Source organism: Enterobacter sp. P82, from assembly GCF_037053385.1.
GTDB lineage: Bacteria > Pseudomonadota > Gammaproteobacteria > Enterobacterales > Enterobacteriaceae > Enterobacter.
Window position 1 is genome coordinate 544,503 of the sequence record NZ_JBALHX010000002.1, and the last position, 20,578, is coordinate 565,080.

20 protein-coding genes and 1 rRNA gene are annotated in these 20,578 nt (G+C 53.1%); 13 read left to right on the plus strand and 8 right to left on the minus strand.

From position 1 onward, the window contains the following. Window positions 1-2: 2 nt before the first annotated feature. The 8 genes from lpxA (at window position 3) to tilS (ending at window position 11,061) form a co-directional block, all read left to right on the plus strand. The gene (gene lpxA, locus WB237_RS15365; protein WP_336214327.1) at window positions 3-791 is read left to right on the plus strand and encodes an acyl-ACP--UDP-N-acetylglucosamine O-acyltransferase; all 789 of its coding nucleotides are present in this window, start codon (window positions 3-5) and stop codon (window positions 789-791) included. Next, the gene (gene lpxB, locus WB237_RS15370; protein ID WP_336214329.1) at window positions 791-1,939 is read left to right on the plus strand and encodes a lipid-A-disaccharide synthase; all 1,149 of its coding nucleotides are present in this window, start codon (window positions 791-793) and stop codon (window positions 1,937-1,939) included. Before lpxA ends, lpxB begins: the two co-directional genes overlap by 1 nt. After that, on the plus strand, window positions 1,936-2,532 hold the full coding sequence (rnhB, locus tag WB237_RS15375) for a ribonuclease HII (protein ID WP_336214331.1): 597 nt from the start codon (window positions 1,936-1,938) through the stop codon (window positions 2,530-2,532). The genes lpxB and rnhB overlap by 4 nt, the downstream gene beginning before the upstream one ends. Window positions 2,533-2,570: 38 nt before the next feature. Further along, on the plus strand, window positions 2,571-6,053 hold the full coding sequence (gene dnaE / locus WB237_RS15380) for a DNA polymerase III subunit alpha (RefSeq protein ID WP_336214333.1): 3,483 nt from the start codon (window positions 2,571-2,573) through the stop codon (window positions 6,051-6,053). A gap of 12 nt (window positions 6,054-6,065) precedes the next feature. Beyond that, window positions 6,066-7,025, plus strand: coding sequence for an acetyl-CoA carboxylase carboxyl transferase subunit alpha (accA, locus tag WB237_RS15385; RefSeq protein WP_006810033.1), 960 nt, complete (start codon window positions 6,066-6,068; stop codon window positions 7,023-7,025). Window positions 7,026-7,125: 100 nt separating this feature from the next. Continuing rightward, the gene (locus WB237_RS15390) at window positions 7,126-9,258 is read left to right on the plus strand and encodes a lysine decarboxylase LdcC (protein WP_336214335.1); all 2,133 of its coding nucleotides are present in this window, start codon (window positions 7,126-7,128) and stop codon (window positions 9,256-9,258) included. A gap of 65 nt (window positions 9,259-9,323) precedes the next feature. Further along, the gene (locus WB237_RS15395; RefSeq protein ID WP_336214338.1) at window positions 9,324-9,713 is read left to right on the plus strand and encodes a VOC family protein; all 390 of its coding nucleotides are present in this window, start codon (window positions 9,324-9,326) and stop codon (window positions 9,711-9,713) included. 58 nt (window positions 9,714-9,771) lie between these two features. Next, window positions 9,772-11,061 carry a tRNA lysidine(34) synthetase TilS gene (tilS, locus tag WB237_RS15400; protein WP_336214339.1) on the plus strand — a complete coding sequence of 430 codons (1,290 nt, stop codon included), beginning with the start codon at window positions 9,772-9,774 and terminating at the stop codon, window positions 11,059-11,061. A gap of 28 nt (window positions 11,062-11,089) precedes the next feature. Here tilS and rof read toward each other — a convergent pair whose 3' ends face one another. Continuing rightward, window positions 11,090-11,350 (minus strand): Rho-binding antiterminator, encoded by a 261-nt coding sequence (gene rof / locus WB237_RS15405; protein WP_336214343.1) that lies wholly within the window; start codon window positions 11,348-11,350, stop codon window positions 11,090-11,092. After that, window positions 11,337-11,537 carry a YaeP family protein gene (locus tag WB237_RS15410; protein ID WP_008501889.1) on the minus strand — a complete coding sequence of 67 codons (201 nt, stop codon included), beginning with the start codon at window positions 11,535-11,537 and terminating at the stop codon, window positions 11,337-11,339. Before WB237_RS15410 ends, rof begins: the two co-directional genes overlap by 14 nt. A 196-nt stretch (window positions 11,538-11,733) precedes the next feature. On the opposite strand from WB237_RS15410, the gene WB237_RS15415 reads away from it, so the two are divergent. The 3 genes from WB237_RS15415 to nlpE are packed head-to-tail and all read left to right on the plus strand — an operon-like array spanning window position 11,734 to window position 13,431. Beyond that, window positions 11,734-12,279, plus strand: a complete 546-nt coding sequence (locus WB237_RS15415) for a YaeQ family protein (protein WP_049005322.1) — start codon at window positions 11,734-11,736, stop codon at window positions 12,277-12,279. Next, entirely contained in the window at window positions 12,276-12,698 is a 423-nt protein-coding gene (gene arfB, locus WB237_RS15420) for an alternative ribosome rescue aminoacyl-tRNA hydrolase ArfB (RefSeq protein ID WP_114980160.1), read from the plus strand. The genes WB237_RS15415 and arfB overlap by 4 nt, the downstream gene beginning before the upstream one ends. Window positions 12,699-12,732: 34 nt before the next feature. Next, a complete protein-coding gene (nlpE, locus tag WB237_RS15425) occupies window positions 12,733-13,431 on the plus strand; it encodes an envelope stress response activation lipoprotein NlpE (protein ID WP_134708327.1) in 699 nt (232 codons plus the stop codon). 50 nt (window positions 13,432-13,481) lie between these two features. On the opposite strand, the gene proS is transcribed toward nlpE, so the two are convergent. The 6 genes from proS to metN form a co-directional block, all read right to left on the minus strand. Next, window positions 13,482-15,200 carry a proline--tRNA ligase gene (proS, locus tag WB237_RS15430; protein ID WP_336214346.1) on the minus strand — a complete coding sequence of 573 codons (1,719 nt, stop codon included), beginning with the start codon at window positions 15,198-15,200 and terminating at the stop codon, window positions 13,482-13,484. A gap of 112 nt (window positions 15,201-15,312) precedes the next feature. After that, a complete protein-coding gene (gene tsaA / locus WB237_RS15435) occupies window positions 15,313-16,020 on the minus strand; it encodes a tRNA (N6-threonylcarbamoyladenosine(37)-N6)-methyltransferase TrmO (protein ID WP_028018282.1) in 708 nt (235 codons plus the stop codon). Beyond that, window positions 16,017-16,421: an Rcs stress response system protein RcsF gene (rcsF, locus tag WB237_RS15440; RefSeq protein ID WP_008501883.1), complete on the minus strand. Its 405-nt coding sequence runs from the start codon at window positions 16,419-16,421 to the stop codon at window positions 16,017-16,019. The genes tsaA and rcsF overlap by 4 nt, the downstream gene beginning before the upstream one ends. Before the next feature lie 106 nt (window positions 16,422-16,527). Further along, entirely contained in the window at window positions 16,528-17,343 is an 816-nt protein-coding gene (gene metQ / locus WB237_RS15445) for a methionine ABC transporter substrate-binding lipoprotein MetQ (RefSeq protein WP_114980164.1), read from the minus strand. A 40-nt stretch (window positions 17,344-17,383) separates the two neighbouring features. After that, entirely contained in the window at window positions 17,384-18,037 is a 654-nt protein-coding gene (locus WB237_RS15450) for a methionine ABC transporter permease MetI (RefSeq protein WP_003856130.1), read from the minus strand. Then, window positions 18,030-19,061: a methionine ABC transporter ATP-binding protein MetN gene (metN, locus tag WB237_RS15455; protein WP_028018280.1), complete on the minus strand. Its 1,032-nt coding sequence runs from the start codon at window positions 19,059-19,061 to the stop codon at window positions 18,030-18,032. The genes WB237_RS15450 and metN overlap by 8 nt, the downstream gene beginning before the upstream one ends. A gap of 188 nt (window positions 19,062-19,249) precedes the next feature. Here metN and gmhB point away from each other — a divergent pair, with 188 nt between their 5' ends. Then, window positions 19,250-19,816 carry a D-glycero-beta-D-manno-heptose 1,7-bisphosphate 7-phosphatase gene (gmhB, locus tag WB237_RS15460; protein ID WP_336214351.1) on the plus strand — a complete coding sequence of 189 codons (567 nt, stop codon included), beginning with the start codon at window positions 19,250-19,252 and terminating at the stop codon, window positions 19,814-19,816. Window positions 19,817-20,189: 373 nt separating this feature from the next. Further along, a 16S ribosomal RNA gene (locus tag WB237_RS15465) occupies window positions 20,190-20,578 on the plus strand; the annotation flags it as partial.

Here is a 20,578-nt window from a genome sequence, read left to right on the forward strand (position 1 = left end):
ACGTGATTGATAAATCCGCCTTTATTCATCCTACCGCGATTGTGGAAACCGGTGCCATCATTGGCGCTAACGTCCACATTGGCCCGTTTTGTATTGTTGGACCCCATGTCGAAATTGGTGAGGGTACAGTACTGAAATCTCACGTTGTCGTGAATGGTCACACGACCATTGGCTGCAATAACGAGGTCTATCAGTTCGCCTCCATCGGCGAAGTTAACCAGGATCTTAAATATGCTGGTGAGTCGACCCGTCTGGAAATTGGCGATCGTAACCGTATTCGCGAAAGCGTCACCATTCATCGTGGAACAGTACAGGGTGGTGGGTTGACGAAGGTGGGCAGCGATAACCTGTTTATGGTTAATGCGCATATCGCGCACGACTGTACCGTGGGTGACCGCTGTATTCTTGCCAACAACGCAACGCTGGCAGGACACGTATCGGTTGATGACTTCGCAATTATTGGCGGCATGACCGCAGTCCATCAGTTCTGCATTATTGGTGCACACGTGATGGTCGGCGGATGCTCCGGTGTGGCGCAGGACGTCCCACCGTATGTGATTGCGCAGGGCAACCATGCCACGCCGTTTGGCGTGAACATCGAAGGCCTCAAGCGTCGTGGCTTTAGCCGCGAAGCGATTACTGCCATCCGCAACGCGTACAAACTGCTGTACCGTAGCGGCAAAACGCTGGAAGAGGCGAAGCCGGAAATTGCCGAGCTGGCGAATAAGTACCCGGAGGTGAACGCGTTCATGGAATTCTTTGACCGTTCAACAAGGGGTCTGATTCGTTAATGGTCGACAGTCGTCCGCTTACGATAGCCCTGGTCGCCGGAGAAACCTCCGGCGATATTCTTGGTGCCGGTCTCATCCGTGCGCTTAAGGCGCGTGTACCCAATGCACGATTTGTTGGCGTGGCTGGCCCGCTGATGCAGGCCGAAGGCTGTGAAGCCTGGTATGAAATGGAAGAGCTGGCTGTGATGGGCATCGTTGAGGTGCTGGGGCGGCTACGCCGTTTGCTGCATATTCGCGCCGATCTTACTCGCCGCTTTACCGAACTGAAACCCGATGTGTTCGTCGGTATTGATGCACCTGATTTCAACATTACCCTCGAAGGGAATTTGAAAAAGCAGGGCATAAAAACCATTCATTACGTCAGTCCGTCCGTTTGGGCGTGGCGACAGAAACGCGTTTTCAAAATTGGACGGTCTACCAACCTGGTGCTGGCTTTCCTGCCTTTCGAAAAAGCGTTTTACGACAAATTTAATGTTCCGTGCCGCTTTATCGGTCATACCATGGCAGATGCGATGCCATTGGATCCGGATAAAAACGCGGCGCGCGACGAGCTCGGCATCCCGCATGATGCGCACTGTCTGGCATTGCTGCCAGGTAGCCGTGGCGCAGAAGTTGAGATGCTGAGCGCCGATTTCCTCAAAACGGCGCAAATTCTTCGCCAGACGTATCCCGATCTTGAAGTCGTTGTTCCGCTGGTGAATGCCAAACGCCGCGAGCAGTTTGAGCGCATCAAAGCGGAAGTTGCCCCGGATCTTCACGTCCGTCTTCTGGACGGGAAAGGGCGGGAAGCGATGTATGCGAGCGATGCAGCGCTGCTGGCCTCCGGCACGGCGGCGCTGGAATGTATGCTGGCGAAATGCCCGATGGTGGTCGGTTATCGCATGAAGCCGTTCACCTTCTGGCTGGCAAAACGTCTGGTGAAAACGGAATACGTCTCGCTGCCAAACCTGCTCGCCGGGCGCGAGCTGGTGAAAGAGCTGTTACAGGATGAGTGCCAGCCGCAGGCGCTTGCCGATGCTCTGCTGCCGCTGCTCGCCGACGGCAAGACTAGCCACCAGATGCATGATACGTTCCGTGAACTGCATCAGCAGATCCGCTGTAATGCCGATGAGCAAGCGGCTGATGCGGTGCTGGAGTTAGCAAAATGATGGAATTTGTTTATCCTCACACCCATCTTGTGGCAGGTGTGGATGAAGTGGGGCGTGGCCCGTTAGTCGGGGCAGTAGTTACCGCAGCGGTGATCCTCGATCCGACCCGCCCGATTATTGGACTGAACGACTCTAAAAAATTGTCCGAAAAGCGTCGACTGGCGCTGTTTAGTGAGATTCAGGAGAAGGCGCTGGCCTGGAGCCTGGGGCGCGCTGAACCGCATGAAATCGACGAGCTGAATATTTTGCACGCCACGATGCTGGCGATGCAGCGTGCGGTGGCGGGTCTAAACATTTCCCCGGAATATGTACTGATTGACGGCAACCGCTGCCCGTCATTGCCGATGCCTTCGATGGCCGTGGTCAAAGGCGATAGTCGCGTCGCAGAAATCAGTGCCGCTTCTATTATTGCCAAAGTGACACGCGATGCCGAAATGGCCGCGCTGGATCTCACTTACCCTCAGTATGGTTTCGCCCAGCACAAGGGGTATCCAACAGCTTTCCATCTGGAGAAGCTGGCTGAACATGGCGCAACCGAACATCACCGGCGCAGTTTTGGCCCGGTGAAACGCGCGCTGGGACTGGTGTCCTGAATCAATACGCAAGCAATTAAGTAACGCGGAATCTGAAGATGGCTGAACCACGTTTCGTACACCTGCGGGTGCATAGCGACTACTCCATGATCGATGGGCTGGCGAAGACCGGGCCGCTGGTTAAAAAGGCGGCCTCTCTTGGCATGCCCGCGCTGGCGATCACCGATTTTACCAACCTGTGTGGCCTGGTGAAGTTCTACGGAACGGCGCATGGCGCGGGGATGAAGCCTATCGTCGGTGCAGATTTTCATGTGCAGAGCGATCTCATCGGCGATGAAATGACGCAAATCTCCGTGTTAGCGATGAACAACACGGGTTATCAAAACCTCACGCTGCTTATCTCAAAAGCCTATCAACGCGGCTATGGCGCGCTGGGGCCGTGGATCGATCGCGACTGGCTGGCTGAGCTAAATGAAGGGCTGCTGCTGATCTCTGGCGGCCGTATGGGTGATGTCGGAAAATGCCTGCTGCGTGGTAACAGTGCATTGGTGGATCAGTGCGTCTCGTTCTATGAAGAGTACTTCCCGGATCGCTATTATCTGGAGTTGATTCGTACTGGCCGCCCTGACGAAGAGAATTATCTGCACGCTGCTGTCGCGTTGGCTGAAGAGCGCGGCTTGCCCGTGGTAGCAACGAACGACGTGCGTTTCCTGGAGTCTGGTGATTTTGACGCGCACGAAATACGCGTCGCTATCCACGATGGCTTCACCCTCGACGATCCAAAGCGCCCGCGTAATTACTCCTCGCAGCAATATATGCGCAGCGAAGAGGAGATGTGCGAACTCTTCTCCGATATTCCGGAAGCGCTGGAAAACAGCGTCGAGATAGCAAAACGCTGCAACGTTACTGTGCGCCTCGGCGAATACTTCCTGCCTCAGTTCCCGACGGGAGATATGACCACGGAAGATTTCCTGGTCGTGAAATCCAAAGAGGGTCTGGAAGAGCGTCTGGAATTCCTGTTCCCGGATGAAGAAGAACGCAAGAAACGTCGTCCTGAATATGACGAACGCCTGGATATAGAACTCCAGGTGATCAACCAGATGGGCTTCCCGGGCTACTTCCTGATCGTTATGGAGTTTATCCAGTGGTCGAAGGATAACGGCGTGCCGGTAGGTCCGGGACGTGGTTCCGGTGCGGGTTCACTGGTTGCTTACGCGCTCAAAATTACCGACCTCGATCCGCTGGAATTCGACCTGCTGTTCGAACGTTTCCTTAACCCGGAACGTGTTTCCATGCCCGACTTCGACGTCGACTTCTGCATGGAGAAACGCGACCAGGTTATCGAGCACGTGGCGGATATGTACGGTCGTGATGCGGTATCGCAAATTATTACTTTCGGTACGATGGCGGCAAAAGCGGTTATCCGCGACGTAGGCCGCGTGCTGGGACATCCGTACGGCTTTGTTGATCGTATCTCGAAACTGGTCCCGCCCGATCCGGGCATGACGCTGGCGAAAGCGTTCGAAGCCGAGCCGCAACTGCCGGAAATTTACGAAGCTGACGAAGAAGTCAAAGCGCTGATCGACATGGCGCGTAAGCTGGAAGGGGTCACGCGTAACGCCGGTAAACATGCGGGTGGGGTGGTTATCGCTCCAACCAAAATTACCGATTTTGCGCCGCTTTACTGTGATGAAGCAGGTCAGCATCCGGTTACCCAGTTTGACAAGAACGATGTGGAATACGCCGGGCTGGTGAAGTTCGACTTCCTCGGTCTGCGTACTCTGACCATCATCAACTGGGCGCTGGAGATGATCAACGCCCGCCGTGAGAAGAACGGCGAGCCGCCGCTGGATATTGCCGCTATCCCGCTGGATGACAAGAAAAGTTTCGACATGCTGCAGCGCTCGGAGACCACCGCGGTCTTCCAGCTTGAATCCCGCGGCATGAAAGACCTGATTAAACGTCTGCAACCTGACTGTTTCGAAGATATGATCGCACTGGTGGCGCTGTTCCGTCCGGGGCCCCTCCAGTCAGGGATGGTAGATAACTTTATCGACCGTAAGCACGGGCGCGAAGAGATTTCCTACCCGGACGTTCAGTGGCAGCATGAAAGCCTGAAACCAGTTCTGGAGCCGACCTACGGCATCATTCTGTACCAGGAACAGGTTATGCAGATTGCCCAGGTGCTCTCTGGTTATACCCTTGGCGGTGCGGACATGCTGCGTCGTGCGATGGGTAAGAAAAAGCCGGAAGAGATGGCCAAGCAGCGTGGCACCTTCGAAGAAGGGGCGAAAAAGAACGGCGTTGACGGCGAACTGGCGATGAAAATTTTCGACCTGGTGGAGAAATTTGCCGGGTACGGATTTAACAAATCTCACTCTGCCGCCTATGCTTTGGTTTCGTACCAGACGCTGTGGCTGAAAGCGCACTATCCGGCTGAGTTTATGGCGGCGGTTATGACCGCCGATATGGACAACACCGAGAAGGTGGTTGGTCTGGTGGATGAGTGCTGGCGCATGGGGCTGAAGATCCTGCCGCCGGATATCAACTCAGGTCTTTACCATTTCCACGTTAACGAACATGGAGAAATCGTTTACGGGATCGGTGCGATCAAAGGCGTAGGTGAGGGGCCGATCGAAGCGATCATCGAAGCCCGTAACAACGGTGGTTATTTCCGTGAGCTGTTCGATCTTTGCGCCCGTACGGATACCAAAAAACTGAACCGCCGCGTGCTGGAAAAATTGATCATGTCCGGCGCATTCGACAGGCTGGGGCCGCATCGCGCCGCGCTGATGAACTCGCTCGGCGATGCGCTGAAAGCAGCTGATCAACATGCGAAAGCGGAAGCCATTGGCCAGGCGGATATGTTCGGTGTGCTGGCAGAAGAGCCAGAGCAGATCGAGCAGTCATACGCCAGCTGCCTGCCGTGGCCAGAACAGGTGGTGCTGGATGGTGAGCGTGAAACGTTAGGTTTGTACCTGACGGGGCACCCGATCAACCAGTACATCAAAGAAATTGAGCGCTATGTCGGAGGCTACAGGCTGAAAGACATGCATCCGACAGAACGTGGTAAAATCACCACGGCTGCGGGGCTCGTGATTGCTGCAAGGGTAATGGTCACCAAGCGTGGCAATCGTATCGGCATCTGTACGCTGGATGACCGTTCCGGGCGTCTGGAGGTGATGTTGTTCACCGACGCACTGGATAAATACCAGCAATTGCTGGAAAAAGACCGCATACTTATCGTCAGCGGACAGGTCAGCTTTGATGACTTCAGCGGGGGGCTTAAAATGACCGCCCGCGAAGTGATGGACATTGACGAAGCCCGGGAAAAATATGCTCGCGGGCTTGCTATCTCGCTGACGGACAGGCAAATTGATGACCAGCTTTTAAACCGACTCCGTCAGTCTCTGGAACCCCACCGCTCGGGGACAATTCCAGTACATCTCTACTATCAGAGGGCGGATGCACGTGCGCGGTTGCGCTTTGGTGCAACGTGGCGTGTCTCTCCGAGCGATCGTTTACTTAACGATCTCCGTGGCCTCATTGGTTCGGAGCAGGTGGAACTGGAGTTTGACTAATACAGGAATACTATGAGTCTGAATTTCCTTGATTTCGAACAGCCGATTGCTGAGCTGGAAGCGAAAATCGATTCTCTGACAGCGGTAAGCCGTCAGGATGAAAAACTGGATATTAACATCGACGAAGAAGTGCATCGTCTGCGCGAAAAAAGCGTAGAACTGACGCGCAAAATCTTTGCCGATCTCGGCGCATGGCAGATTGCCCAGCTGGCGCGTCACCCACAGCGTCCGTACACCCTGGATTATGTCCGCCTGGCGTTTGATGAATTTGACGAACTGGCCGGCGATCGCGCATACGCTGACGATAAAGCTATCGTCGGTGGTATTGCTCGTCTGGATGGACGCCCGGTGATGATCATTGGTCATCAGAAAGGTCGTGAAACCAAAGAGAAAATCCGTCGTAACTTTGGTATGCCTGCACCAGAAGGCTACCGTAAAGCTCTGCGTTTGATGGAGATGGCTGAGCGTTTCAACATGCCAATCATCACCTTTATCGACACGCCGGGTGCATACCCGGGTGTGGGCGCGGAAGAACGTGGCCAGTCTGAAGCTATCGCACGCAACCTGCGTGAGATGTCTCGCCTGAGCGTGCCGGTCATCTGTACCGTTATCGGTGAAGGTGGTTCCGGTGGTGCGCTGGCGATTGGCGTTGGCGATAAAGTTAATATGCTGCAATACAGCACCTATTCCGTTATCTCTCCGGAAGGCTGTGCGTCCATTCTGTGGAAAAGCGCCGACAAAGCGCCGCTGGCCGCAGAGGCGATGGGCATTATTGCTCCACGTCTGAAAGAGCTGAAGCTGATCGATACCGTTATCCCGGAACCTCTGGGTGGTGCGCATCGCAAGCCTGAAGTGATGGCGGCTTCACTGAAAGCACAGCTGCTGGCGGACCTGGCGGACCTCGACGTGCTGAGCAAAGAAGATTTGCTGAACCGTCGTTATCAGCGTCTGATGACCTACGGTTACGCATAAGCTTCACAATTGTCTGAAAAGCCGCACAATGTTGCGGCTTTTTTTATACCTGCCGTTTACCTTAACTATGCTTAGCTAATATTTTTCAAGGAGGTAAACCGTGAACATTATTGCCATTATGGGGCCGCACGGCGTCTTTTATAAAGACGAGCCCATCAAGGAGCTGGAACAAACCCTGCAGTCGCGCGGGTACCAGCTGATCTGGCCACACAATAGCGCCGATCTGCTGAAATTTATTGAGCACAACCCGCGCATTTGTGGGGTAATCTTCGACTGGGATGAGTACGACCTCGAGCTGTGCAGCGATATCAACAAGCTGAACGAATATCTCCCGCTGTACGCGTTTATCAATACCCACTCGACAATGGATGTCACCGCCCATGATATGCGTATGGCGCTGTGGTTCTTTGAATATTCGCTTGGCGTCGCGGACGAGATTGCGACCCGTATTCAGCAGTACACGCGTGAATATCTCGATAACATCACGCCACCGTTTACCCGCGCGCTGTTCACCTATGTGAAAGAAGGTAAATATACCTTCTGTACGCCCGGACATATGGCGGGAACGGCGTATCAAAAAAGTCCGGTGGGCTGTCTGTTCTATGATTTCTTTGGTGGCAATACGCTAAAAGCGGACGTGTCGATTTCGGTCACTGAGCTGGGATCTCTGCTCGACCATACAGGCCCGCATCTGGAAGCTGAAGAGTATATTGCCCGCACGTTCGGCGCCGAGCAAAGCTATATGGTGACCAATGGCACCTCGACCTCGAACAAAATTGTCGGGATGTACGCCGCCCCCGCTGGTAGCACCTTGCTGATTGACCGGAACTGTCATAAATCGCTGGCGCACTTGCTCATGATGAGCGACGTCGTTCCGCTCTGGCTCTCACCTACGCGTAACGCGCTCGGTATCCTCGGCGGTATTCCACGCCGGGAGTTTGCGCATGAAGCCATTGAAAGAAAGGTTGGAGCTGTGCCAGGCGCAAGCTGGCCTGTCCACGCGGTAATTACCAATTCCACCTATGACGGTTTGCTGTACAACACCAACTGGATCAAACAGACGCTGGACGTACCCTCGATCCACTTTGATTCCGCGTGGGTGCCCTACACCAATTTCCACCCGATTTACGCAGGGAAAAGCGGGATGAGTGGTGAACGTGTGCCGGGTAAAGTGTTTTTTGAAACGCAGTCGACGCATAAGATGCTGGCTGCGTTTTCTCAGGCATCGCTGATTCACATCAAAGGCGAGTATGACGAAGAGACGTTTAACGAAGCCTTTATGATGCATACCACGACCTCGCCGAGCTATCCGCTGGTTGCCTCCATTGAAACGGCAGCGGCAATGCTGCGCGGTAATCCTGGTAAGCGTTTGATTAACCGCTCAGTTGAACGAGCGCTGCATTTTCGTAAAGAAGTTCAGCGACTTAAAGATGAAGCTGACGGCTGGTTCTTCGATATCTGGCAACCGGAAGAGATTGATGAAGCAGAATGCTGGCCCGTCTCACCCGGTGAAAACTGGCATGGTTTCCGCGAAGCTGATAGCGACCATATGTTCCTCGACCCGGTAAAAGTCACGATCCTGACGCCGGGCATGGATGAGCAGGGTAAGATGAGCGACGAAGGGATCCCCGCCGCGCTGGTGGCGAAATTTCTTGATGAACGGGGTGTGGTGGTTGAAAAAACGGGTCCTTATAACCTGCTGTTCCTGTTCAGTATTGGTATTGATAAAACCCGGGCGATGGGGCTATTGCGCGGCCTGATGGAGTTTAAGCGCGCTTATGATCTCAACTTGCGGGTGAAAAACATGCTGCCGGATCTCTATGCAGAGGATCCTGACTTCTATCGCAATATGCGTATTCAGGATCTCGCTCAGGGGATCCATCGGCTTATTCGGCAGCACGATCTGCCGCGTCTGATGCTGCAGGCGTTCGATGTTTTGCCAGAAATGAAGTTTACCCCACACAAGGCATGGCAGCGGCAGGTGAAAGGGGAGGTCGAAACCGTTGAGCTGGAAAATCTTGTCGGGCGCGTATCGGCCAACATGATCCTGCCTTACCCGCCGGGCGTACCGCTCCTGATGCCGGGAGAGATGATTACCGAGGAAAGCCGGGCCGTGCTCGATTTTCTTTTGATGCTTTGCTCGGTAGGGCGTCACTATCCAGGATTTGAGACGGATATCCACGGTGCGAAGCGCGATGAGAACGGTGTTTACTGGGTGCGAGTCCTAAAATAAAGATGGCCACTTGCCAGGTGCGGGTTTTCGGTTGTAACGTTCAGGGATCATAAAAAGGAGAAGCTATGCTGGGTTTAAAAGCTGTTCATCATATTGCGATCATTGCGACCGATTACGCGAAAAGTAAGGCTTTCTACTGCGATATCCTTGGCTTTATGCTATTGAGCGAGGCCTACCGCGAAGAACGTGATTCCTGGAAGGGGGATCTCGCGTTAAACGGGCAATATGTGATTGAACTGTTCTCCTTTCCCTTCCCACCTGCACGCCCGTCACGCCCGGAAGCCTGTGGTCTGCGCCATCTTGCCTTTAGCGTTGATGACCTGGACAGTGCAGTAAAACATCTGGAAGCGCACGGTGTGGCGTGCGAAGCGATACGCGTCGATCCGTTCACCGACAAGCGTTTCACCTTTTTCAGCGACCCGGACGGCCTGCCGCTGGAGCTTTATCAGCAGTAAAGATTTTCCTGTGTGATAATGCCCGCTCAGTTCGGGCATTTTTTATGTGTAATCTCCTATGACCTTACCCGCTATCGCACAAGCCGTTTCACCGTACCGCCAGCTGCTGGTGGGGTTTAGCGGTGGCCTGGATTCTACCGTTCTGCTCCATCGTTTGAAGCTCTGGCGCGATCGGGAGCCTGATGTTCAGCTTCGGGCGATACATATCCACCACGGATTGAGTTCTTATGCCGATACCTGGGTGGCGCACTGCGAGGCGCTGTGTGCCGCGTGGACAATCCCGTTCATCGCTGAACGCGTCACGCTTCAGGATGAAGGGCTGGGGATTGAGGCACAAGCGCGTAAAGCGCGTTATGCCGCTTTTACCAGCGTATTACAGCCTGGCGAGGCGCTGGTTACGGCGCAGCATCTGGATGACCAGTGCGAAACCTTTTTGCTGGCGCTTAAGCGGGGCAGCGGGCCTGCGGGGCTTTCTGCCATGCCCGCACGAGCTGAATTTGCCGGGACGACATTACTTCGTCCGCTGTTGGGTGAGACACGCGCGTCGCTGGAGGCCTGGGCACGGGAATATCAGCTGAGCTGGATTGAAGATGAGAGCAATCAGGATGACAGCTATGACCGTAATTTTCTGCGTCTGCGTGTCCTTCCGCTGTTGAGCGAGCGCTGGCCGCATTTTGCTGACGCGACAGCAAGAAGCGCCATGCTGTGCGCAGAACAGGAAGCATTGCTTGATGAGTTGTTGAGTGAAGAGCTGGCTGAAATGATCTCTGAAGACGGAGCACTGGCGATCGCGCCGCTGGAGGCGATGAGCCCAATGCGTCGGGCGGCACTGCTACGACGCTGGCTGGCCACTCATCGCGCCGCGATGCCATCGCGGGCAATGCTGAGCCGTATCTGGGACGAAGTTGCTCAGTCGCGGGAGGATGCGTCCCCGTGCGTACATCTGAATGGTTTTGATGTAAGGCGCTATAAAGGGAAGCTCTGGTGGATAAAATCTACCCCCTCTTTTACCGATGTCGTACTCAACTGGGCGTCACCCGAATTACCGCTCATATTACCCTGTGATGCAGGACGAGTCTCTCTGGTACCGTCTGGCCATGTGCGCCTACCAGAGCCCGGTGAACAGATCTCCGTGCGCTTTAAGGCTGGCGGCATGCTACATATCGTCGGGCGAAACGGGGGGCGGAAGCTGAAGAAAATATGGCAGGAGTGTAACGTGCCACCGTGGCTGCGCGATACAACGCCACTCCTTTTCTACGGCGAAACGCTGATTGCTGCTGCAGGGGTTTTCATCACGGAAGAGGGATGGGCAGAAGAGGGTGTTAGTTTTGCATGGCAGAAAGCGTAACGGGCAGTTTGACTGCCCGTTAGTATGATTAGGACTCGCTCACCACAACGGTGCCGATTTGTGGGTGGCTGAAGCTGGCTATTTTGTCCAGACGCAACTCACGCGTCGCACCGGCATCTTCCACGATCAAATATTCCACATTCTTACGCGAAACCAGGTCGTTGGCTTTCGCCTTCAACACTTCGCCATCTTTTAGCTCCAGCGTCAGTATTAAATGATGCTGGCAGGCGAGTTCGAGGTTGTCATAGTCATCACAATTGATGGGTTGATAAGTATCATTCATCGACATAATCGCTCACCAGTAAATTCGCCGCAGCATACGCTGCTTTCTCCCTGACCGACTCTGAAAGGCTCTCATCAGAGGCCACTTCATTAAGCACTTTCAATACACAGCCCAACGCGTCCGGGACATACCCCAGATCCCCGCTGGCGATTTCCGCATACCGTTTGCGAATTAACTCACAATAATTATTCACATCCCCTCCCGCCAGCGCACTGACTTACTGTGAGATATCATTAAGCCTACGAAGATAAACTCGGTTTAGCAAGGTGACTATACCATACTCATTTAAGCAATATCAGAGCCTTGATAGTGGTGTATTTATCACCTCGTAACAGCCTTTTGCCGCTGTTTTCGCTACAATGTGCGCCTGATTAGAATGGAGTTCTCTCATGGCGCTGAAAGCGACAATTTATAAAGCAGTGGTCAATGTGGCCGATCTTGATCGCAACCAGTTCCTGGATGCGTCGCTTACTCTGGCACGCCACCCCTCAGAAACTCAGGAACGCATGATGCTGCGCCTGCTGGCGTGGATTAAGTATGCTGACGAGCGGCTGCAATTTACCCGAGGCTTAAGCGCAGAGGACGAGCCAGAAGCCTGGCTGCGCAACGATCATCTGGGTATCGATCTGTGGATTGAACTTGGCCTGCCGGATGAACGTCGTATTAAAAAGGCCTGCACTCAGTCTGCTGAAGTCGCGTTATTTGCGTATAATCAGCGTGCTGCGGAGATCTGGTGGCAGCAAAATAAGAGCAAATGCAGGCAGTTTGCCAATCTTACCGTCTGGTATCTGGATGATGAGCAACTGGCGCAGTTGAGTGCCTTTGCCAGCCGGACCATGATCCTGCAGGCGACGATTCAGGATGGCGCAATCTGGCTCTCTGATTCTCAGAATAATCTGGAAATTCATTTGACGGCGTGGCAACCCGCCTCATGATCGTCTTATCCCGAAACGTCAGCATTCCTGACAATGAGCTGGAGATCACCGCCATTCGTGCTCAGGGGGCAGGGGGACAGCACGTCAATAAGGCTTCTACGGCTATCCACTTGCGTTTTGACATTCGGGCCTCAAGCCTGCCAGAGTATTATAAAGAAAGTCTGCTTGCAGCCAGCCATCACCTGATCACCAGCGATGGTGTCATTGTGATTAAAGCCCAGGAGTACCGTAGCCAGGAATTGAACCGGGAAGCGGCAATAGCCAGGCTGGTGGCGGTAATCAAAGAATTAACAGCGGTACAAAAGAGCCGTCGGGCAACACGGCCCACTCGCGCATCGAAAGAGCGTCGGCTGTCGTCGAAGGCCCAAAAATCCACAGTGAAAGCACTACGCGGTAAAGTTCGTCGCCCCATGGAGTGACGAAAAGGAACACAATTTTCAGAAGGAATTCATTGTGAAAAAAGCATTATTATCAGCGCTGGCAGTGAGTACGCTGTTTGCGCTTTTCGGGTGTAACAATCGTTCTGAAACGCAGGTTTTGCAGCCCGCGCAGAATGAAGAGTTAAAGCCCATGCAACAGAGCTGGCGCGGCGTATTGCCTTGCGCAGACTGTGAGGGCATTGAAACGTCTCTGTTCCTGCAAAAAGACGGTACCTGGGTGATGAATCAGCGGTATCAGGGCGCTAAAGAACCGTCTTCTTTTGCGACTTATGGGACATGGGCGCGTACGGCTGAGAAGCTGGTTCTGACGGATACCACAGGTGAGAAAACCTATTTCCGCGCTAAAGGCGAGGGGATGGAGATGCTCGACCGCGAAGGTAATCCGATTGAGTCCCAGTTCAACTACACCCTGGCACCGGTAAAGGCGGCCCTGCCTGCCACGCCGATGGCAATGCGGGGTATGTATTTCTATATGGCTGATGCGGCGATCTTTACCGACTGTGCAACCGGCAGGAAAGTCAGCGTGGCGAACAACGCACAGCTAGAACGTGATTACGCTGTTGCGCGCGGAAATGACAGTAAGCCGGTATTGCTGACGGTGGACGGTCACTTTACGCTGGAGCCAAACCCGGATAGCGGAGAGATGGTGAAAACGCTGGTGGCAGATAAAGACGCGAAGTTTGTCGCGGGTAAAGACTGCAACAGCAAGTAAGCCGACATAGCCCCATTAAAAAACCCCGCCGGAGCGGGGTTTTTTGTTTCTTAACCTTTAATGGCTTTCACCAGGTAATCAAGAATGTCGCCGGTCTTGATCATCTGTTTCTCGCCGTTACGACGGTATTTGTATTCAATTTCGTCGCTATCGAGGTTACGGTCGCCGATGACGATGGTATGTGGGATACCAATCAGTTCCATATCAGCAAACATCACACCTGGACGCTCTTTACGGTCATCCATCAGCACGTCGATACCCAGAGCACGCAGCTCAGCGTACAGCTTCTCAGCCAGTTCCTGCACACGGTAAGACTTGTGCATGTTCATTGGCAGAATCGCGACCTGGAATGGTGCAATGTTGTCCGGCCAGACGATGCCACGCTCGTCATAGTTCTGCTCAATCGCCGCGGCCACAACACGTGTTACCCCGATACCGTAGCAACCCATGGTCAGGATCTGGTTACGACCATCTTCGCCCTGAACGGCAGCGTTCATCGCACGAGAATATTTATCACCCAACTGGAAGATGTGACCGACTTCGATACCGCGTTTGATCATCAGCGTACCCTGTCCATCCGGGCTTGGGTCGCCAGCAACGACGTTACGGATATCAGCCACTTCAGGTGTCGCCACATCGCGATCCCAGTTGATGCCGAAGTAATGTTTACCGTCGATGTTGGCACCTGCAGAGAAATCGCTCATTGCCGCTACCGTACGGTCAATAACAACAGGCACAGGCATGTTTACCGGGCCCAGAGAGCCTGGACCAGCATTGACCACAGCGCGGATTTCAGCTTCCGTAGCGAACGTCAGCGGGCTGGCAACCTGCGGCAGCTTCTCTGCTTTCACTTCGTTAAGCTCATGATCGCCACGTACCAGCAGGGCAACCAGCGGATAAGCACTGCCTTCGGTGGATTTCACCAGCAGCGTTTTCACTGTTTTTTCGATTGGCAGATTGAACTGCTCAACCAGCTCGGCAATGGTTTTTGCGTTTGGCGTATCAACCAGCGTCATCTCTTGTGTTGCAGCAGCACGTGGCTCTTTTGGTGCCAGCGCTTCTGCAAATTCGATGTTTGCCGCGTAATCTGAGGAGTCAGAGAAGATCACATCGTCTTCACCGCTCTGCGCCAGTACCTGGAACTCATGGGATGCGCTACCACCGATGGAGCCGGTATCAGCCTGCACAGCACGGAAATCCAGGCCCATACGGGAGAAGATTTTGCTGTAAGCCTCGTACATTTTGTCGTAGGTCTCTTGCAGAGATTCCTGAGAGGTATGGAAAGAGTAGGCATCTTTCATCAGGAATTCGCGAGAACGCATGACGCCGAAACGTGGGCGAACTTCGTCACGGAATTTGGTCTGGATCTGGAAGAAGTTCAGCGGCAGCTGTTTGTAAGAGCTCAGCTCATTACGAATCAGGTCGGTAATGACTTCTTCATGCGTTGGGCCGAGGACAAACGGACGATCGCCGCGATCGGCAATACGCAGCAGTTCCGGACCGTACTGCTCCCAGCGACCACTCTCCTGCCACAGCTCAGAGGGCTGAACAACCGGCATTAACACCTCGATAGCACCGGCGTTGTTCATCTCTTCACGCACGATGTTTTCGACTTTTTTCAGGACGCGCACGCCGGTCGGCAGCCAGGTGTATAACCCGGAGGCCAGCTTGCGGATCATCCCGGCGCGCAGCATCAGCTGATGGCTGATCACTTCGGCGTCGGCAGGCGTCTCCTTCAGAGTGGAGAGCAGATATTGGCTAGTACGCATGTTGTTACGGTTCCGTTTCGACTAGTGACACAGGCTGAAAGGTCAACCTGACACAAAAAAAGTGGTTTAGTTTACCAGTGTGGCAAAGATGCCAAAAGAGAGGAGATTAAAATTACCTGGGTTCCAGGGCAAACACTTCAAAACCTGCCTGTGTGACGCGCCAGCGAACGTTAAAATCCAATAGCCAGACAGCGTAGGTTTTCCCGGCTTCCTCTTCTTTGCGATAAGCGGGACGGGGGTCCTGCGCCAGAACTTCGGTGATGAAATTCTGCAAACGAGGATAGTGCTTCTCCAGTTGACTCAGCTGAGTTGCTATCTCAGGCGTAAAATATACAGGCATGTCCGCCTGGGGGGCATCCTGAGCATAACTTGCGCGCGCATCCGGGAGAGCTTCGGCGAAAGGCAAATAGGGTTTGATGTCGATAACCGGTGTGCCATCCACAAGATCAAGACTGCCTAACTCGAGTATCACCTGATCCTTCTGGCAACGTATACCCTTCAGTTCGACCAGCGACATTCCAACCGGGTTTGGACGGAAGGTCGAACGCGTCGCAAACACCCCCATTCTTGCATTTCCACCAAGCCGGGGAGGGCGCACGGTTGGACGCCAGCCACCTTCCATCGTCTGGTGAAACACAAATACCACCCATAAATGGCTGAAAGCGTCGAGTCCGCGTACCGCATCGGCCTGATTGTAAGGTGCAATCAGGTGAAGTTCACCGCTTCCGCTGGTCACAAGACCGGGCTGGCGAGGTACGGCGAACTTCTCTTTATAGGGCGAGCGGATAACGCCTATTTGCTCGAACTGAAATGCACTCATTTCGCCGTAATATTCAGCGCAGAACCGATGCATACTGCCTGACGGTAGCAGCCCGGTGTACCGCTGGTCACTTCGCAACTGTGCAGCAGAACAGCGTTAGCTTTCATTTTTGCGGCATTAATCTGCATGCGTTTACGCGCTGTCGGGATATTCGGTGGAGAGTCCTGGTTGGTCGCCTGGCAGGATTCACCGCTCACTTCACCCAGTTCACGGAACGGTTTACCGACGAGCTCATCAGCTTTAGTGATAATGCGAACCGGTGCAGGACGAACCACTTTCGGTTTTGCAGGCTCTGTTTTTGGCGGGGTTGCCGTGCTTTGAACAGGTTCAACGGGAGATCTGCTTAGCATAGAACAGCCGCTCAACATGAGTGCTAAAAGACAGATCGGTAAAGCACGCATAATAGTTCCTCAATGGATAATCAAAACGTCAGATATTGAATCAGTTGACTGCACAAATGACAAGACGGGCATAAGCCCGTCCTGATGATATTACACTGAGGTGAGATTACCAGCCTTTAACAGCGCCGCCGTTAAACACTTTGTTCGCTTCCTGGTAAACTTCATCAGACTGATAGGCCTGAACGAACTTCTTCACGTTTTCCGCGTCTTTGTTGTCTTCGCGAGTCACGATCAGGTTAACGTATGGGGAGTCTTTATCTTCAACGAAGATACCGTCTTTCGCTGGAGTCAGGCCAATCTGGCTGGCGTAGGTTGTGTTGATAACAGCCAGTGCAATCTGCGCATCGTCGAGAGAGCGTGGCAACTGTGGTGCTTCCAGCTCAACAATTTTCAGATTTTTCGGGTTCTCGGTCACGTCGAGAACGGTCGGCAGCAGGCCAACACCGTCTTTCAGTTTGATCAAACCCACTTTCTGCAACAGCAGGAGAGAGCGTCCAAGGTTGGTTGGATCGTTAGGCACCGCTACCTGAGAACCTGGCTGCAGTTCGTCCAGTGATTTAATTTTCTTGGAGTAACCCGCAATTGGATAAACGAAGGTGTTACCCACAGCTACCAGTTTATAGCCACGATCTTTGATCTGCTGATCCAGGTACGGTTTATGCTGGAAGGCATTAGCGTCGATATCGCCTTTGCTCAGCGCTTCGTTCGGCAGAACGTAATCGTTGAAGGTCACCAGCTCAACGTCGAGGCCATATTTCTCTTTTGCGACTTTCTGAGCGACTTCAGCAACCTGTTGTTCTGCACCCACGATAACGCCCACTTTGATGTGGTTTGGATCTTTTTCATCCTGACCGCAACCCACCAGTGCCAGAGAGCCGATTAGCGCGCCTACTGCTGCAAAGGTCTTTAATTTAAACGCCATGTTTTATCCTTAACTCGTAGAGTTTGTGTTGTGTGTAACGTTATTTGTGCGTAACAGCCCGGACGATGCGATCGCCAGAGAACTGGATTAAGTAAACCAACACAACCAGCAATACCAGAACGGTATTCATCACGGTAGCGTTATATCCAATATAGCCGTACTGGTAACCAATTTGACCTAAACCGCCAGCGCCAACTGCACCCCCCATCGCGGAATAACCCACCAGGGTGATAAGCGTAATGGTCGCCGCGTTAACCAGGCCTGGCAGTGCTTCCGGCAGCAGAACCTTGCGTACGATCTGCATCGGTGTGGCACCCATTGCGCGGGAGGCTTCAATCAAACCTGTCGGGATTTCCAGCAGGGCGTTTTCAACCATACGTGCGATAAACGGTGCAGCGCCGACAGTCAGGGGAACGATGGCAGCCTGCAGGCCGATAGAGGTACCGACAATCACGCGGGTGAATGGAATCATCCATACCAGCAGAATAATGAACGGGATAGAACGGAAGATATTCACCAGCGCAGAGAGTGTGCGGTAAAGTTTCGCGTTCTCAATGATTTGCCCCGGACGTGTCACATACAGCAGCACGCCGACCGGGAGACCAATCACAAATCCAAAGAAGCCAGATACAAAGGTCATTGCCAGCGTTTCCCAAACGCCGCGAACCAGCAGCCACATCATCGGCTCAGACATAACCCAGTACCTCTACTTTTACGTGGTGTTCTTGCAGCCAGGCAATCGCGGCCTGGGTTTCTTCTTGTGTGCCGTGCATTTCTGTCAGCATGATGCCGAACTTCACGCCACCGGCGTAATCCATCTGCGCGCTGATGATGTTGTTGTTCACGTTAAAGCGACGCGCGGTTTCGGAAAGCAGGGGAGCATCGACAGATTGGCCCGTGAACTCCATGCGCAGCATCGGGACGCTATCTGCCGTCGGTTCTGTTTTTAAGCGTTCCAGATAATCTTCCGGAATATCCAGATGCAGTGTGGACTGGATGAATTGCTGTGCCAGCGGCGTCTTCGGATGAGAGAACACTTCACTTACCGTATCCTGCTCAATCAGTTCGCCGTTGCTGATCACTGCGACGCAGTCACAGATGCGTTTCACCACGTCCATTTCATGCGTAATAAGGAGAATTGTCAGGCCCAGACGACGGTTAATGTCTTTCAGCAGTTCCAGAATTGAACGCGTGGTTGCCGGATCCAGTGCACTGGTGGCTTCATCACACAGCAGTACTTTTGGATTACTGGCCAGCGCACGGGCAATGGCCACACGCTGTTTTTGCCCACCGGACAGATTGGCCGGGTAGCTATCATGTTTGTCGCCCAGACCCACGAGGTCGAGCAGTTCGATGACACGACGCTTCACTTCTTCTTTTGGCGTGTTATCCAGCTCAAGCGGCAAGGCGACGTTGCCGAAAACGGTGCGGGAGGCCAGCAGGTTAAAGTGCTGGAAAATCATGCCAATCTGACGTCGCGCTTTGGTGAGTTCTTTCTCCGATAAGGCGGTAAGTTCTTGTCCGCCAACTTCTACGCTGCCCTGAGTTGGGCGCTCAAGCAGGTTAACACAACGAATCAGCGTACTTTTACCCGCACCTGATGCGCCAATGACGCCATAAATTTGACCAGCAGGTACATGCAGGCTGACGTTGTTCAGCGCCTGAATGGTTCGGTTCCCCTGCTGGAACACTTTGGTGATATTGGAAAGTTTAATCATTAGATTATTTTTATCGTATGTAAGTTAGCCGTGGCATTTTCTTCTGCCAGATACGGGTGATGACCGTAAACAAAATGGATGTTAAGGCATCCAGACGTCTAAATCAATCCAACTCTGTACGATGAGCACTTTATTGCGCTGCGATTCATGAGATACTAGCCGGACATGCCTTTTTCAGGAGCAAACCGGTGGCAAAATCAGTACCCGCAATTTTTCTCGATCGTGACGGCACTATTAATGTGGATCACGGTTATGTCCATGAGATTGATGAGTTCGAGTTTATCGACGGCGTGATAGATGCAATGCGTCAGCTGAAAGAGATGGGCTATGCATTGGTGGTTGTCACCAACCAGTCTGGTATTGCTCGCGGCAAATTTACCGAAGCGCAGTTCGAAACGCTGACAGAATGGATGGACTGGTCGCTGGCCGATCGCGGTGTTGATCTCGACGGTATCTATTATTGTCCGCATCATCCGCAAGGAACAGTCGAAGAGTATCGCCAGACCTGCGACTGCCGTAAACCTCATCCAGGCATGTTTATCTCTGCGCAGGAATTTTTGCACATTGATATGGCTGCTTCTTATATGGTGGGCGATAAACTTGAAGACATGCAGGCGGCAACCGCAGCTGGCGTAGGCACCAAAATATTAGTACGCACCGGTAAGCCAGTGACGCCAGAAGCAGAGAATGCAGCAGATTGGGTGATTAATAGCCTGGCTGAGCTGCCAAAAGAGATCAAAAAGCACCAAAAATAGCCTTTTTGGTGAAAAGGTGAGCGGTTGAAATAAAAATGCATTTTTCCGCTTGTCATTCCTCGGCGGCTCCCTATAATGCGCCTCCATCGACACGGCGGATGTGAATCACTTCACAAACAATCCGGTCGGTTGAAGAGAAAAAATCCTGAAATAACGGGTTGACTCTGAAAGAGGAAAGCGTAATATACGCCACCTCGCAACGGTGAGCTGAAAGCCGCGTTGCAACTGCTCTTTAACAATTTATCAGACAATCTGTGTGGGCACTCAAAGTGACATGGATTCTTAATGTCCTCGGACACTAAATGAATACCAAGTCTCAACGAGTGAACACGTAATTCATTACGAAGTTTAATTCATTGAGCATCAAACTTTTAAATTGAAGAGTTTGATCATGGCTCAGATTGAACGCTGGCGGCAGGCCTAACACATGCAAGTCGAGCGGTAGCACAGAGAGCTTGCTCTCGGGTGACGAGCGGCGGACGGGTGAGTAATGTCTGGGAAACTGCCTGATGGAGGGGGATAACTACTGGAAACGGTAGCTAATACCGCATAACGTCGCAAGACCAAAGAGGGGGACCTTCGGGCCTCTTGCCATCAGATGTGCCCAGATGGGATTAGCTAGTAGGTGGGGTAACGGCTCACCTAGGCGACGATCCCTAGCTGGTCTGAGAGGATGACCAGCCACACTGGAACTGAGACACGGTCCAGACTCCTACGGGAGGCAGCAGTGGGGAATATTGCACAATGGGCGCAAGCCTGATG